Consider the following 14,287-nt stretch of genomic DNA (forward strand, 5'->3'; position numbering starts at 1 on the left):
TACTAAGCATATGTAAAACTATATTTGTATAGAATTACTGTCACACCTGTTTAGGTGTGACAGTAATATTGTAACCATTTACTCTGTGTCTACTACAATTTCACCACTTATAATTTGCTGTCTTAGCTCCTCAATTGTCTCGGCATGCTCAGCTGTTACTGATTGCTTCATTTCTTGAATCGCCTCTAGCTGCTCTTGAGTGATTCTTTCAGTTTCAGCAGCATCTTCCTCTTCGATATCTAAATCTGTCAACGAGGTAAGACCAACGCCATCATCCGAAAGGTCAAAGATATAATCTTTACCTCCTTCAAAAGCATCGTTTACTACTGATTCTGTTATACTATACACTGCTGTGTCTACTCTTTTTAGCATACTAGCGATAACATATCCAGGCGCTACCATGTTTTGGTTAGAATCTACACCAATTGCATAAATTTCTTCATCTTCTGCTACCTCAAACAATCCAGTACCTGATCCTCCAGCTGCATGATAGATAACGTCTGCGCCTCTCTCTACTTGACCACGAGCTGTCTCACGGCCTCTTGCAATATCACCAAAATCACCTACATATCTTACATCGATGTCTACGTCAGGGTTTACATGTGTCGCTCCTTGCTCAAAACCAGCTTGGAACTGAGTAATTAGAGCAGACTCTACTCCACCCATAAAACCAATTGTGTTAACTTCGGTAACAAGAGCTGCTAAAGCACCTGCAAGAAAAGACCCTTCATGCTGTGCAAAGTTTAGTGTAGCTACATTATCAGGAATTTCAGCATAACCGCCATCTACGATAGCAAAGTTTATGTGGTCCATATCTTCAGCTACTTCTTTTAAAGTATCCTGCATCTGGAAGCCTACGCCTATTACAAGATCATAGTCTTGCTCAGCAAAACGTCTAAGAGCATTTTCATCTTCCGCTGAATCTTCTGGCTCAATGTAATCAAACTCGATGCCTAGGTCTTGTTCTGCCTGCTCTAATCCTCTGTAAGCTGCATCGTTAAATGATTGATCACCAAGACCTCCTGTAGAAAGCACCAATCCAACTCTTGTTGGATCTTCTGCAACACCATTTTCGGCGCCGTTTTCATCTGCACCATTATCATCGGTGTCTGAACCTGTTCCGCAACCAGCTAGTGCAAATGTAAGCACCATCATGGAAGCTAAAATCAAAATTAATGACTTTTTCAACAAAATTACCCCCTTGAATTTTTTAGGTTTATTAACTAAGGTGAAATTCACCTTAAAATTTAGACTCTTTTACGAATGACCTGAAACTTAAAGCGATCACTTTTGAAATAGTTTTCAGAATACAATACTGGAGAATTTTCTTTTGTGTAATGAACTTGTTCTAAAAGTAGTATCGGATCTTTATTTATTTTTCCCAAATACTCTCCTAATAACTCATCAGCTATAACAGGTACTATTTCAGTTATGGCATAGCTAATATTTATAGAATATTTTTGTTTAAGCAAATCCAGCAAAGAATTTTCTAGGCTTTTAAAATCTTCTAAATCAAAGCTTGCCGAGGCCTTGATACTATCTACACAATAAACTACAGGTTCACCATCGGCAGTTCTTATGCGCTTAATTTGCACAACCTTTTCGCCATTAGAGAGGCCAAGCTTTTCTTTAACTATCTCTGAAGGCGTTGCATAATTAAACTTAATCAACTTAGTGCCTGCTCTATAGTTTAGGGACTCTATGTCATAAGTAACAGAGTTTAATTTCTCTATACCGCTTTTGATTGTCGATTTAGGAGAGTTTACAAATGTGCCAATCCCATGCTTACGAATTAACACACCTTCTTCCTCAAGGACCCTTAACGCTTCTCTTAAAGTAGGTCTGCTAACACCAAAAAGCTTTGATAACTCAAACTCTGATGGTAACTTACTATCTAATGGATAGGTCCCTTTTTTTATCATTTCCAAAAGACGATCTTTTACTAATAAATATAGTGGTCTAGAATCCGGCTTTACTGCAACCATAACTTCCCTCTCCCTTAACCAAATGATAGCTTAAAACCTCAAATGATAGTTTATATGTTAGATGTCAAACGTCTATCATCTTCCTCGTTTATATTCGACATTATTTTTATATTTCCTTCTTTAGTTTAATATTTTTTCAAGATTATTTTTAGAAATTAAAACTTCTCTTGCTTTACTTCCTTCAAACCCACCAACTATCCCCATTTTCTCTAAGTCATCAATTATTCTAGCTGCTCTATTATATCCAATTCTAAAGCGTCGCTGTAGCAATGAAATCGATGCCTGCTGATTTTCAACTACAAGCTCAGCTGCGTCATTAAAAAGATCATCAAGCTCTTCTGATTTTTGCACTTCCTCACTACTTACTTCGAATTTTTCATCATAAGTAGGCTGTTGATTCTCTTTGACAAATTCAACTAGCTTCTCAACTTCTTCATCGTCTATATAAGAGCTTTGGGCTCTTAACGGTTTAGAAGCTCCTACAGGGTAAAAAAGCATGTCCCCTTTTCCTAAAAGCTTTTCTGCACCACCAGCATCTAAAATAGTTCTAGAATCAGCACCAGAAGACACTGCAAAAGCAATACGAGAAGTAATGTTAGCTTTGATTATACCAGTTATTACGTCTACAGATGGGCGTTGTGTTGCCACTACTAAGTGGATTCCAGCAGCCCTGGCCTTTTGAGCAAGCCTACATATGCAATCTTCTACTTCGTTAGATGCTACCATCATAAGGTCAGCTAGCTCATCGATAATTACAAAAATATAAGGCATTTTTTCATCTTCATCTGTTTTACTATGAGCATTGTATTTTGCTATATCTTTAACATTTAATGAAGCAAATTTTGCATACCTGTCTTCCATTTCTTTAACCATCTTTTTTAAGGCATATGATGCATTTTTGGGATCGGTAACTACAGGAGATAATAAATGAGGAATTCCATTATAAACATTAAGCTCCACCACCTTAGGGTCTATCATTAAAAATTTAACTTCATCAGGTTTAGCTTTAAACAAAATGCTCGCTATAAGAGAATTTATACAAACACTTTTACCTGCACCAGTTGCCCCAGCTACAAGTAGATGTGGCATTTGTTTAAAATCGGCAATAATCGGCTGGCCGGAGATATCTTTTCCTAGTCCGATAGAAAGTTTTGATGAACTATTTTCAAACTCTTCGCACTCTAGGACTTCTCTAAGGTATACTGTAGTTTTAGAAGTGTTTGGGACTTCTATTCCTATAGCAGACTTTCCTGGTATGGGTGCCTCAATGCGAATATCTGCGGAGGCTAGGTTTAGGGCAAGGTCATCGCTTAAATTTAAAATCTTACTGACCTTGACACCAACAGACGGTTGTAATTCAAACCTTGTTATTGTCGGGCCCCTGTGAATGTGAGTAATTTTTGCTTTAACACCAAAACTATTTAGTGTTTCAATTAACCTTTTGCCTTGTTGTTGAATATCAACTTTTTTGCTATTTTCTTTTAACCTAATTGCTTTTTGCAAAATGTCTAAGGTCGGCAATTTATATGGTTTTATAGGAGCTTGAACACTTTTATCTTCTGTCATAGACTTTTTCACCGTAGGAGTTGATTTAGTTTTTCTCTCCGATTGAGGGAAGGATATAACTACTGAACCATCTTTAGTTGTAGCGGTTGGAGCATCATCTATATCAATAGCAGAGTCATCACTATCTGCACTTTGAGGTTGCTCATAGTCTTCAATTGTATAGCTTTCATCATATATACCATCATCCATGTAATTTTCTGTCTCTTCTTCTATGTCATCTACAGCGCTTAATTCATCATCTTTTTTAGAGCTAGACAAATAGCTTTTAAAGCTTTCTACAGTATTTTTTGAGATGTTAGCTATTACTTTGACAAAATATACTAATGATCTTTTAAAGAACTCAAAAGCCTTTTTTAATATGGAAGAAATGGATATGTCTATTAGTAACACAACACCGATAACCATAAACGAGATTACTGTTATAAGCGTTCCGATGTACCCAAATCCTTGAAGAAATATAGAGGCTAAAATTGCGCCAAGAATTCCTCCTCCTTCACCCTGTATTCCAATGTCCCATAAGTTTTTAAAAGAGTACTCTTCCATTCCCTCCGCAGCCATAATATGGGCAGATAGTAAAAAACAAAAAAACAAAATCAAAGATCCTAATAGCCTGCCAGTAAGTTTAAGTGAACTGTCATCTTTAAACATCAACTTTATACTATAGATAAACAAAAATAGCGGTATTACCACAGATGTTTTTCCTGCTAAGGTAACCAAAGTATTATGAACAAATAGCCCTATCTGTCCAACTTGGTTAGGAACTAAAAGGCTTGCTACTGCCAAACCCGAAAACGTAGCTAAGATTACAGCATAAATTTCTTTTTCAAATATTTTTTTGTTTTTACGTTTTCTCTTTCTTTTTGGCGACATATAATCCTCTCCTTAATTAAAATGCTGCCAATACAAGAACAGTTATACCCACTACCCAACAATAAAATGAAAAATAGTATAATTTACCCCTGTTCAATATTGAAACCAACCATTTAATTGCAACAATCCCAGAAATTGCAGCAACTAAAAAGCCAACTATATATGGCAAAATCAAGTCTTTTTCAAAGCCTAATTTAAGTGCGTCGATTAGCTCTAGTAGGGTAGCACCTAATATGGCGGGAATTGATAAAATAAAAGAAAACCTTATAGCGGTTTCTCTATTTAAACCTGAAAAAATCGCACCTGCTATAGTGGACCCTGATCTGGAAATACCCGGAAATATCGCAAAACTTTGGAAAAGTCCAACTAAGATACTATCTTTAACTTTCATTTTTTCAATTCCTTTATCTTTTGGTTTTACAATACTAGTTAAAAATAAAATCCCACCAGTTACAAGAAGCATAAAGCCAACCATAGTAACATTGGAGTATGCTCCTTTGAAAAAGTCTTCAAATGCAAGTCCAATACCCGCTGTTACGATAGTCGCTATAATCAGTAGTATGATAAAGTATCTTTCTTGTTTATATTTAAGAGTATCAAAGTCGGGTGTTTTTAGCAAAACTTTTGGGAAAGTAAATGCAGCTTTTATTAACGATATAATATCTTTCCAAAAAACCCAAAAAACAGATGCCAAAGTCCCAAAATGCAGCACTACTTCGAAAGTTATCCCCGGTTGATCTATGCCTAACAAAGACTGAGCAAGCACTAGGTGTCCAGAGCTACTAACTGGTATGAACTCAGTTAGTCCCTGTATTAACCCAACTATTAAAGCATGTAGTAATGACATATCTTCCCCTCCACTTTAGTATTTACATCTAATTCCAAAAAAATTATATCACACTAATGGGAATAAAAAAAGATACAGTAAGCCAACTCTCACTATAAGAATAAAAAGAAGCTGTCTCAGAAACAGGTTTCGTTCCTTAAGAGGCAGCTTCTTTAATTAACCTTTAAAGTTTATTATAGATCCCGGTTGAAAAAGAGGGTTTAGATAGTTTTGACAGTCGGAGCTTATAACCCGAACTACTTTATACCCTTCTTCTAATTTTTCTGTTTGTAAAATAGTGTTTCCTTCTAGATGGATCTCATGTAACTGCTTAGGTTCTACACTATGGTCATAAAGGGCATGTTCTGGCATGGGAGTGTACAACAATGAACTCAAAAAATCACCCCTCTTATTGAATGTTATTTGTTTGCGACATTAATTCTCTCAGTTTGCTAACACTAGAGTCTAGCCCACCTACAGTGTCTATAAGACCATTTTTAACTGCGTCTGGTCCAACAAGAACTGTACCAATATCCCTAGCTAACTCTCCTGTTTGGAACATTAATTCTTTAAACCTGCCTTCAGTCATTCGAGAGTTTTCTGCAACAAAACGAATAATCCTTTCTTGCATCTTATCAAGATATTCGTATGTTTGAGGAACGCTAACCACAAGACCTGTTAATCTTACAGGATGAATTGTCATGGTTGCTGTTTCAGCAATTACAGAATAATCTGTGGAGACTGCTATAGGTACTCCTATACTGTGGCCTCCTCCTAGTACCAAAGAGACAGTTGGTTTGGAGATGGTCTTTACCATTTCAGAGATTGCCAATCCTGCTTCTACATCGCCCCCAACTGTGTTTAGTATAAGCAATAACCCCTTAATATTTGGGTTTTGTTCCACAGCTACAAGTTGAGGTATTATGTGCTCGTACTTTGTAGTTTTGTTTTGTGGTGGTAAAACTTGATGGCCCTCTACCTGACCTATTATCGGCATCACGTGTATGCTTTTGTCCATATCAGGTATGTTAATTTGCCCCACTTGTTGAATGTTGTTTATCTTTTGGTTCATTTGAGGTGGCTGCTGTGGCGGGGTGGGTTGCTGAGGTTGCGCCGGTTGTGCTGGATTGGGGTTATTGTTATCTAAATTTTTCAAACTAATCACTCCTTAAGCATTGTAATTAAGCCTATGGTTATTTTTTGTTACAACACTGTTTTATATTCAATTAAATAAATAAAAACCCCTTGAAGCTTTAAATAGCCTCAAAGGGTTAATGGTTATTTAGGTACTTCCATAATTATTGGAAGTATCATAGGTCTTCTTCTTGTTTTTTCATACAATCTTCTGCTTAAGTCGTCTTTAATGTCGTTTTTAATTTGAGACCACTCTTTTTTGTTGTTTGCTCTACATTTCTCAAGTGTGCCTTCAACTGTGACCTTTGCTTCGGAAATCAGCTTTTCAGATTCTCTGACATAGACAAACCCTCTTGTTATAATATCAGGGCCCGCCATAACTTTATTAGTACCACGCTGAAGCGTAACAACAACTATTAATATACCGTCAAGTGAAAGTTGTTTTCTGTCGCGTAACACTATGTTGCCTACGTCTCCAACACCAAGACCATCAACTAGGATACTGCCAGCATTTACTTTGCCTGAGATTTTAGCAGTTTTTCGGTTAAACTCCATAATGTCTCCGATTTCCGGCATTAAGACATTATTTCGGTCAACCCCTGTTGACTCTGCTATTTTAGCAAGATGTACATTGTGTCTATACTCACCGTGTATAGGAACTACATATTTCGGTTTTACGAGGTTTAAGATTAGTTTTAGCTCTTCTTGACTTGCATGACCTGATACATGTATTCCTGAAACAGACTCATATATTACATCTGCCCCTCTTTTAAATAAATTGTCTATCGTTTTAGATACAAACTTTTCATTACCTGGGATAGGTGAAGCAGCTATGATGACAGTGTCCCCAGGGATAATGCTTACTTTTCTATGTTCGGAGTTAGCCATTCTTGTCAACGCAGACATCGGTTCTCCTTGACTTCCTGTAGTGATTAGCACTATTTCTTCGGAGTTGTAATTACCAATATCATCAATTTCTATTAATAAATCACTAGGGATATTTAAGTATCCTAGCTCCATCGACTTATTTACAACATTGACCATACTTCTTCCATTGACGCATACCTTTTTATTATATTTATAAGCAGCGTCACATACTTGTTGTAATCTGTGGACGTTTGATGCAAAGGTTGCTACGATAATACGATCTTTCGCTAGTCTAAAAATCTCATCTATAGTGGAACCCACTACCTTTTCAGACATAGTGAAACCCGGACGTTCTGCGTTGGTACTATCAGCCATTAAGGCTAACACACCTTTTTTACCTAATTCCGAGATCTTTTGAAAGTCGGTTATTTCTCCATCAACTGGTGTTTGGTCTATTTTAAAATCTCCTGTATGAATTATTGTTCCAACAGGTGTGTGAATTCCCATACCAACAGCATCGGGTATACTGTGGTTTACTTTAAAGAAATCCACCTTAAAGTTATCTCCTAAAGTTAAGCTGCTACCTGGTTTTATAGTGTTTGTCTTAACTTTATTTAGCAGACCATGTTCTTTAAGTTTTCCTTCTAACAAACCTAGCGTCAATTTCGTACCGTATACTTGCTTGTTTACTCGCTTAAGTATATATGGTAATGCTCCAATATGGTCTTCATGACCATGGGTTATTAAAATTCCCTTTACTTTATCTTGATTCTCTTCTAAGTAAGAAAAATCTGGAATGACTAGGTCTACACCTAGCATGTCATCTTCAGGAAACTTAAGTCCACCATCAATTACTATAATTTCATTTTTATACTCCACTAAAAACATGTTTTTACCTATTTCGCCAACACCGCCTAAAGGTATCACCTTGACTGAACCTAAGTTTCTACCGTTCTTCCTTGGCCTACTAGTGTTGTTTGCTCTTGGCTTAGAGTTTTTAGTAGTAGTTCTTTTTGTATTTGTATTTTTGTTGTTATTTTCTTGGGCCAAAAAAAAGCCACCTCCTTGTTATTTTTACTTCCCCGAACAAAACCAGTTACTGGTATTATACATCATTTAAGCTGATATTACAAATGACTCCTACAAAGAAAAGTAAAACGCTATCATACATAGCGTTTTACTTTTCTTTAATTATAATTCTTTTAAAATGTTTTTTAGGCTTTCAATTGTACTTTTAGTTGGAGTAGTTAATGGTGGTCGACAATTGCCAACTTCGAAACCAAGGAGTTCTACAGCTTTTTTGACAGGGATAGGATTACTCTCCATAAATAATGCCTCATATACAGGCAAAAGCTTAGAGTTAATTTTTTGAGCGTTTTGGGTATTGCCTACACTAAACTCAGTTATCATTTCTTTAATATATTGTGACACTACATGACCTGCAACTGAAACTACCCCTTTGCTTCCAACTGCCAACATCGGCAAAGTTAAATGGTCCTCTCCACTATAAATATTGATTGAATTTTTACAAATTCTGTGTATATTACTTATTTGGTTTAGGTCTCCGCTAGCTTCCTTTATGGCAACTATATTCTCCATGGTTGCAAGTTGTTTTACAGTTTGAGCCTCAATGTTAGTACCTGTTCTTTTGGGAACGTTATAAATCATTATTGGCAAAGAGGTAACTGCGCTTATTTTGAAATAGTGGTCTACGATTCCTTGTTGCGTTGGTTTATTATAGTATGGAGTTACTACCATTACCCCATCTATATTGGTGTTTTGCTCGAAAATTTTGGTAGTTTCGATAGTTTCTTTGGTGCTATTACTCCCCGTACCGACTAGTATTTTACCACTTCCCTTTATCTCATCACATACTGCATCAACAAGATCTATTTTTTCTTCTAAAGTTAGGGTAGGTGATTCACCTGTAGTGCCAGCCAGCACCAATCCATCATTACCTTTTTTTATTAAATGTCTAGCTAATCTTTGCGCTGTTTTTAGGTTTAATTTACCGTTTTCATCAAAGGGTGTTACCATGGCCGTTAAAACTTCACCAAACATTCTTTCACCACCTTTTTTCAATTAAAGACTTGTGAAGTGCGTTAATGGCACTTTTTGCATAAACACTTTTTACTAGTATAGAAATATTAACATGAGAATCTGCTGTTTGTAGGATAGGAATTTTAGATTCAAATAATGGTTCCAAAATTTTAGACATGACTCCTGGCTTTCCTTCCATTGCTGCTCCAATTATCGTGATTTTTGTACAGTCCTTTACAACTTCATATGATAAATTATGATAATTTAGTACTTTATCAACCTCTTGACGATCTTTCTGAGGTACAGTGAATACTTTCAGCTTAGGAGTTAGATTAATTAAGTCTAAGCTTACATCGTTATCTGCAATTCTTTTGAAAAGCTCTAATTCTAATCTTTTATCTTCTTTATCAAAGTAAACTGAATACTGAAGCAGTCCTTTAATGTCTGCTATACCAGTAATTATTTTGTTAGTAGTTTTATTATCATGCAATAAAGAGTGAACTTTTTTAATAGATGTTCCTTGGTCTTTAAAATCCGTAGATTTTATCCATAAATTCAGGTTCGCTTTCATGGCCATTTCTACTGCTCTAGGGTGTATCACTTTAGCACCACCGTTGGCCATTTGGAAGATTTCTTCATAAGTTATTTCCTTTAGTTTGTGAGCGCTAGGAACAATTTTAGGATCTGCAGTCATAACTCCTTTTACATCTGTAAAAATTTCAACCGACTCTGCTTTTAAGGCATCTCCAACTGCCACTGCGGTTATATCGCTTCCGCCTCTTCCTAAAGTGGAGATTTCATTAGTGTTTGTCAGGCCTTGAAATCCTGGAATAACAATAATTGAATGCTCTTTAAAGGCTTTTTTAAAGTTTGTATCATTTACTTCTAAAATATTTGCATTTGTGAATTTAGTGTCGGTTTTGATTCCCATGTTCCAGCCTGTTAAAATAGAGCATTGAACATTATGCGACTCAACTTCTGATGCTAAAAGAACTGCTGATATAATCTCTCCACAGGATAAAAGTAAGTCAATTTTTGATTTAGAAGTTTCGGAATGCTTTTTTAGTAGGTTTAGCAAGGTATCTGTAGCATAAGGTGAACCTTCTCTCCCCATAGCAGAAACTACTAGAACTAGTTTTAGGTTATTATTTTTTTGTATTTGAACTACTGCATTTTGTGCTATATTTCTTCTTTGCTGTTCTGTGGCGACCGATGTCCCCCCAAACTTTTGTACTTTAATCATTTTTTGCTTTATACTCAATCAAAATTGGTTGTACTTGGTTTTTAGATAACGCTTTTTCGATTGTTGGAAGGACCTTATCTAAGTTTGCCACTAGTGAAAAGGGTTTTCCTTGTGGATTGTCTTGGCCAAAAGGTACGAAGAATATATTTCTATGTGTTATCAACCTAGCAATGTTCGAAGCATTTTGACTAAGTCCATCATTGGTGGAAACCGCCAATACTACTGGTCTATTATTTCTTAAATGGGCTTTTATTGCCATCAATGCTCCGTTGTCCGTGATAGCGTTAGCTAATTTTGCTAAAGTATTACCTGTGCATGGGATAACGATTAAAATATCTAAAAATTTATTTGGCCCGATGGGTTCTGCTTCAACTACACCTGATATTACGGGTTTTTGAGTTATTTCTTTAATTTCTTCTATCCAATGGCTACCTTTGCCAAATCTAGTATCTAGAAACATTGAGGAAGATATTATCGGGAAAAGCTCTGCCCCTTGCTTTTTAAGTTCTTTCAATTGAATCATTGCTTTTTCTAACGTGCAATGAGATCCTGTAATAACAACACCTATTTTTTTGCCTTTTAACACTTATCTCTCCTCCTTTAAAAATTTAGGAAGTACCTCGCTTAAAATTTTGCCTGCAGTTTTTGGTGCTATGATCCCAGGAAGTCCTGGCGCTAAAAGAGCTTTAATTCCAATCTTTTTAGCATACGCAAAATCTACCCCCCCAGGTGCAGAAGCGATATCAATAATAACCTCAACATTTTTTAATGATTCAAGAGCTTTTTTGTCTAAGACCATTGAGGGTGCAGTGTTAAAAATTAACTCTGCTTTGGAGTAATGCTGTTTAGCTTTTTGTGGATGAATTCCGTAAAACCCCATTTCAAAGGCCCTTGCAAGGTTAACTGGGTTTCTAGTTACTATAGTTACTTTAGCTCCTAATCCTTGTAGCATACGAGCTAAGGTAGTTCCACAACGACCAAACCCAATTACTATTGCTTTTGAACCATGGATAGTTATTTCTGAGTTATCCATTGCCATCTGAATTGCGCCTTCACCAGAAGGTATTGAATTTAAGATAGCTAGTTCATCATCTTCTGCAATCTCTATAACTTTGCAATTATATTTTTCAGCTAAGCTCAAAAACCACTTTCTAGCCCATCCTATGCATATTAAGGTTTTTTGGGGTAGTTGAATAAAGAAAGATTCTTCAACCACTATGGGTTCTTTTGAGTATTGCGACTTAACAACTCCATGCTCGCTAGTGCCTGACATAGGGAAAACGATTTTATCATTTGGTTGAATAGATTCACCAATTGCCCCCACATCAAACTTGTTAAATCCCTTTAAGTCAAAACCCCAAAGGCTGACGTTATAGCCTTTTTCTTTAAGATTTTCTGCTAGATAAAGTTCCCTATCGTCACCACCGATAAGATGAATATTACACATTTAAATCACCTCTGATATAACATATGATAATTGTTTAGCAAAAGTCACTAAAAAAAGTGCAAAAAACATAAAAAAAAGCTACTGGCTAGAACCAGTAGCTTTTGATTTAATGACTTTCAACATCTTGAGCGCCTTTTTCACGCATTATCGATGCTGCATCCTCAGTATCATTTGACTCTAATATAACTAGAATATGTCCTTCTTGGACTTTCGACTCATAGTGCTTACTTCTTTCTTCAGGAATCCCATAGTCAACAAGACCTCCGGCAACGCCACCTGTTAGGGCGCCTGTTAATATACCCGCCATTGGACCAGCTGCAATTATAGGGCCTAACCCTGGAATTACTAGAGCTCCTGCTCCCACAGCAAGTCCTGCCAATCCGCCTAGAGCTCCACCTGTCAATGTGCCGTCGGTAAGGTTTTGATCTTCAAAGGATAACTCACTATCTTTATTAGCGGACGTTTCTGTGTTAAATCCAGAATCACTGTACTTCTGCCTGTACTCGTTACTTTCCACCCTATAGTTAGTATCTTCAACTTCGGGGTTATTTTGTTGTCCCTGTTGCTTGTCTTTTGCAACAATAGAGATTTCTCCTGCAAATTGATCTTGTCTTAACGTTTTTACAGCTTCCTCTGCTTGTTGTCTAGAAGTGAACAAACCTATTATTTTTTGTGCCATTAAAAAACCTCCTAATTTTAATATCATTATTATGATATCCGAGGAGGTTTAAAATTATTTTATTCTTCATCTACATTAACGATTATAGTGTCTTGGCCAATTTTTTTTATTGAAGACCAAGGTATGGTGACACTTTTAGTGTTTCCTGAAAGTGTGCTCCAAACGTTTGCTTTATCTGGAATTATAAGTTCCTTGATTCCACCTGTTTCAATATCGATTACTAAGTCACAGTTTCCTACAACTCCTAGCTTTTTACCATCACTATAGTTAATAATCTCTTTGCTATCAAGCTCAGAAAAACGCATGCCGTAGCCTCCTTTATTTCCTTTGAAGCTGCATAAGTTTGTTTATTTTATTATCTAATTCCATGCTTATTCTTAATAATTTTTTATTATCTAAAGTGTCCTTAGAGTTATATCCTTCATTTAACTCTTTTCTTAATTGTTCAATTTCAGATTTAATTTGCTTTTTCTTATAACTTATTTCAGTCATGGTCTCACCTGCTTTTAAGAGTTAGTGTTACTATATTCGTGAACACAGTGGAGATTCCCTTTAAATTGGTTAAAAATTTTGATCGATTTTTGTAATATCTTCTTTTTGAAAGTCTGGGCATAACATTCTATCCATATGTACAATCTCATACCCTTTTTCCTTAATACCTTCTATCATCATTTCTAAAGCTAATGGTGTTTGTTCCGTAGGATGCATCAAAATAATTGCCCCATTGTGTATATTTTCAATAATTCTATTTGACATATTTTCTGAACCAGGTCGCTGCCAATCAATTGTATCTAAGCTCCATAATACGTTTGTCATTCCTTCTTTATGAGCCACTTGGAAAATTCTTTTTTCTTTCTCACCATAAGGTGGGCTAAAAAAATTAGCCTTTTTACCAGTTGCTTTATAAATAGCCTCATTTGTTTTGTTAATTTCTTCTATGATTTTATCATCACTTATCTTACTCATATAGGGATCGGAATAGCCGTGATTACCAATTACATGGCCTTGCTTTTGTATTTTGTCTACAATCTGAGTGTTTTTTTCAGCCCATTTTCCAACTAAAAAAAAATTTGCTTTACACTCATGTTCTTTTAATATATCTAGCATTTCAAGTAAGTATTCTGTACCCCATGAGACATTAATTACAAAAGATACCATCTTTTTACTTGGATGCCCTTGGTAAATTGGAACATCTGCGTAATCTTCTATGGTTTTTTCTGGTTCTATTGTGTTAAGGTATGGAATAACTTTTTCTCCTTTTGAAGAATTTATGATTTTTTCCGCTGTTTTCTCTATATTTAGCTCAAAGCCATTTAAGTGAGGAATCAAACTCTGTGTTTCAGGATCGATGTAAGCACTTTTAGGTTCTCTCTCATAGTTACTAGCAACAGATCGTAAGTAATTTTCTACCTCATCTTTTTTCACTCCACCGAGGTTGAAATCCCCGAAAACTACGTTGGCATTAACCGTTGAAACAGAACTATAAAACGATGCTCCAACTATTAATAATATTAAAAATACCTTTATTAAAACTACCGTAATTAAAGTTTTAAATCTTAATGTTTTTATGTATATCGCCATATCTCCACCTCCTATATAAATAATAGTATTTCGAGGATTGGGTAGGTAT

15 protein-coding genes are annotated in these 14,287 nt (G+C 35.8%); all 15 read right to left on the reverse strand.

Features of this window, described 5'->3' with window-relative positions:
- Window positions 1–78 precede the first annotated feature (78 nt).
- On the reverse strand, window positions 79–1,188 hold the full coding sequence (locus tag PRVXH_RS06765; protein ID WP_353892030.1) for a BMP family ABC transporter substrate-binding protein: 1,110 nt from the start codon (window positions 1,186–1,188) through the stop codon (window positions 79–81).
- 59 nt (window positions 1,189–1,247) lie between these two features.
- Window positions 1,248–1,985, reverse strand: a complete 738-nt coding sequence (locus PRVXH_RS06770) for a GntR family transcriptional regulator (protein ID WP_353892031.1) — start codon at window positions 1,983–1,985, stop codon at window positions 1,248–1,250.
- Between the two features lie 120 nt (window positions 1,986–2,105).
- Complete coding sequence (locus tag PRVXH_RS06775) at window positions 2,106–4,421, reverse strand: DNA translocase FtsK 4TM domain-containing protein (protein WP_353892032.1); 2,316 nt, start codon at window positions 4,419–4,421, stop codon at window positions 2,106–2,108.
- A gap of 16 nt (window positions 4,422–4,437) precedes the next feature.
- Window positions 4,438–5,268: an undecaprenyl-diphosphatase UppP gene (uppP, locus tag PRVXH_RS06780; protein WP_353892033.1), complete on the reverse strand. Its 831-nt coding sequence runs from the start codon at window positions 5,266–5,268 to the stop codon at window positions 4,438–4,440.
- 156 nt (window positions 5,269–5,424) lie between these two features.
- Window positions 5,425–5,643, reverse strand: coding sequence for a YlzJ-like family protein (locus PRVXH_RS06785; RefSeq protein WP_353892034.1), 219 nt, complete (start codon window positions 5,641–5,643; stop codon window positions 5,425–5,427).
- Between the two features lie 13 nt (window positions 5,644–5,656).
- Entirely contained in the window at window positions 5,657–6,319 is a 663-nt protein-coding gene (locus PRVXH_RS06790; RefSeq protein ID WP_353894553.1) for an ATP-dependent Clp protease proteolytic subunit, read from the reverse strand.
- A gap of 206 nt (window positions 6,320–6,525) precedes the next feature.
- Window positions 6,526–8,175, reverse strand: coding sequence for a ribonuclease J (locus tag PRVXH_RS06795; RefSeq protein ID WP_353894554.1), 1,650 nt, complete (start codon window positions 8,173–8,175; stop codon window positions 6,526–6,528).
- Window positions 8,176–8,439: 264 nt separating this feature from the next.
- Window positions 8,440–9,309, reverse strand: a complete 870-nt coding sequence (gene dapA, locus PRVXH_RS06800; protein WP_353892035.1) for a 4-hydroxy-tetrahydrodipicolinate synthase — start codon at window positions 9,307–9,309, stop codon at window positions 8,440–8,442.
- 4 nt (window positions 9,310–9,313) lie between these two features.
- Window positions 9,314–10,531 (reverse strand): aspartate kinase, encoded by a 1,218-nt coding sequence (gene dapG, locus PRVXH_RS06805; RefSeq protein ID WP_353892036.1) that lies wholly within the window; start codon window positions 10,529–10,531, stop codon window positions 9,314–9,316.
- A complete protein-coding gene (locus tag PRVXH_RS06810) occupies window positions 10,524–11,117 on the reverse strand; it encodes a dipicolinate synthase subunit B (RefSeq protein WP_353892037.1) in 594 nt (197 codons plus the stop codon). Before PRVXH_RS06810 ends, dapG begins: the two co-directional genes overlap by 8 nt.
- Entirely contained in the window at window positions 11,118–11,978 is an 861-nt protein-coding gene (gene dpsA / locus PRVXH_RS06815) for a dipicolinate synthase subunit DpsA (RefSeq protein WP_353892038.1), read from the reverse strand.
- 106 nt (window positions 11,979–12,084) lie between these two features.
- A complete protein-coding gene (locus PRVXH_RS06820; protein ID WP_353892039.1) occupies window positions 12,085–12,657 on the reverse strand; it encodes a hypothetical protein in 573 nt (190 codons plus the stop codon).
- Window positions 12,658–12,716: 59 nt separating this feature from the next.
- Entirely contained in the window at window positions 12,717–12,962 is a 246-nt protein-coding gene (locus PRVXH_RS06825; RefSeq protein WP_353892040.1) for a YlmC/YmxH family sporulation protein, read from the reverse strand.
- Window positions 12,963–12,975: 13 nt separating this feature from the next.
- The gene (locus tag PRVXH_RS06830; protein ID WP_353892041.1) at window positions 12,976–13,149 is read right to left on the reverse strand and encodes an aspartyl-phosphate phosphatase Spo0E family protein; all 174 of its coding nucleotides are present in this window, start codon (window positions 13,147–13,149) and stop codon (window positions 12,976–12,978) included.
- A gap of 69 nt (window positions 13,150–13,218) precedes the next feature.
- Entirely contained in the window at window positions 13,219–14,238 is a 1,020-nt protein-coding gene (locus tag PRVXH_RS06835) for a polysaccharide deacetylase family protein (protein WP_353892042.1), read from the reverse strand.
- Between the last annotated feature and the right edge of the window lie 49 nt (window positions 14,239–14,287).

The sequence above is a fragment of the Proteinivorax hydrogeniformans genome (genome assembly GCF_040515995.1).
GTDB lineage: Bacteria > Bacillota > Proteinivoracia > Proteinivoracales > Proteinivoracaceae > Proteinivorax > Proteinivorax hydrogeniformans.

Coding starts and splice junctions, on each gene's coding strand:
- PRVXH_RS06830 (WP_353892041.1), bottom strand. CDS start 13,149: ATGACTGAAATAAGTTATAAGAAAAAGCAAATTAAATCTGAAATTGAA.
- PRVXH_RS06790 (WP_353894553.1), bottom strand. CDS start 6,319: ATGAACCAAAAGATAAACAACATTCAACAAGTGGGGCAAATTAACATA.
- PRVXH_RS06820 (WP_353892039.1), bottom strand. CDS start 12,657: ATGGCACAAAAAATAATAGGTTTGTTCACTTCTAGACAACAAGCAGAG.
- PRVXH_RS06770 (WP_353892031.1), bottom strand. CDS start 1,985: ATGGTTGCAGTAAAGCCGGATTCTAGACCACTATATTTATTAGTAAAA.
- uppP (WP_353892033.1), bottom strand. CDS start 5,268: ATGTCATTACTACATGCTTTAATAGTTGGGTTAATACAGGGACTAACT.
- PRVXH_RS06775 (WP_353892032.1), bottom strand. CDS start 4,421: ATGTCGCCAAAAAGAAAGAGAAAACGTAAAAACAAAAAAATATTTGAA.
- dapG (WP_353892036.1), bottom strand. CDS start 10,531: ATGATTAAAGTACAAAAGTTTGGGGGGACATCGGTCGCCACAGAACAG.
- PRVXH_RS06825 (WP_353892040.1), bottom strand. CDS start 12,962: ATGCGTTTTTCTGAGCTTGATAGCAAAGAGATTATTAACTATAGTGAT.
- PRVXH_RS06835 (WP_353892042.1), bottom strand. CDS start 14,238: ATGGCGATATACATAAAAACATTAAGATTTAAAACTTTAATTACGGTA.
- dapA (WP_353892035.1), bottom strand. CDS start 9,309: ATGTTTGGTGAAGTTTTAACGGCCATGGTAACACCCTTTGATGAAAAC.
- dpsA (WP_353892038.1), bottom strand. CDS start 11,978: ATGTGTAATATTCATCTTATCGGTGGTGACGATAGGGAACTTTATCTA.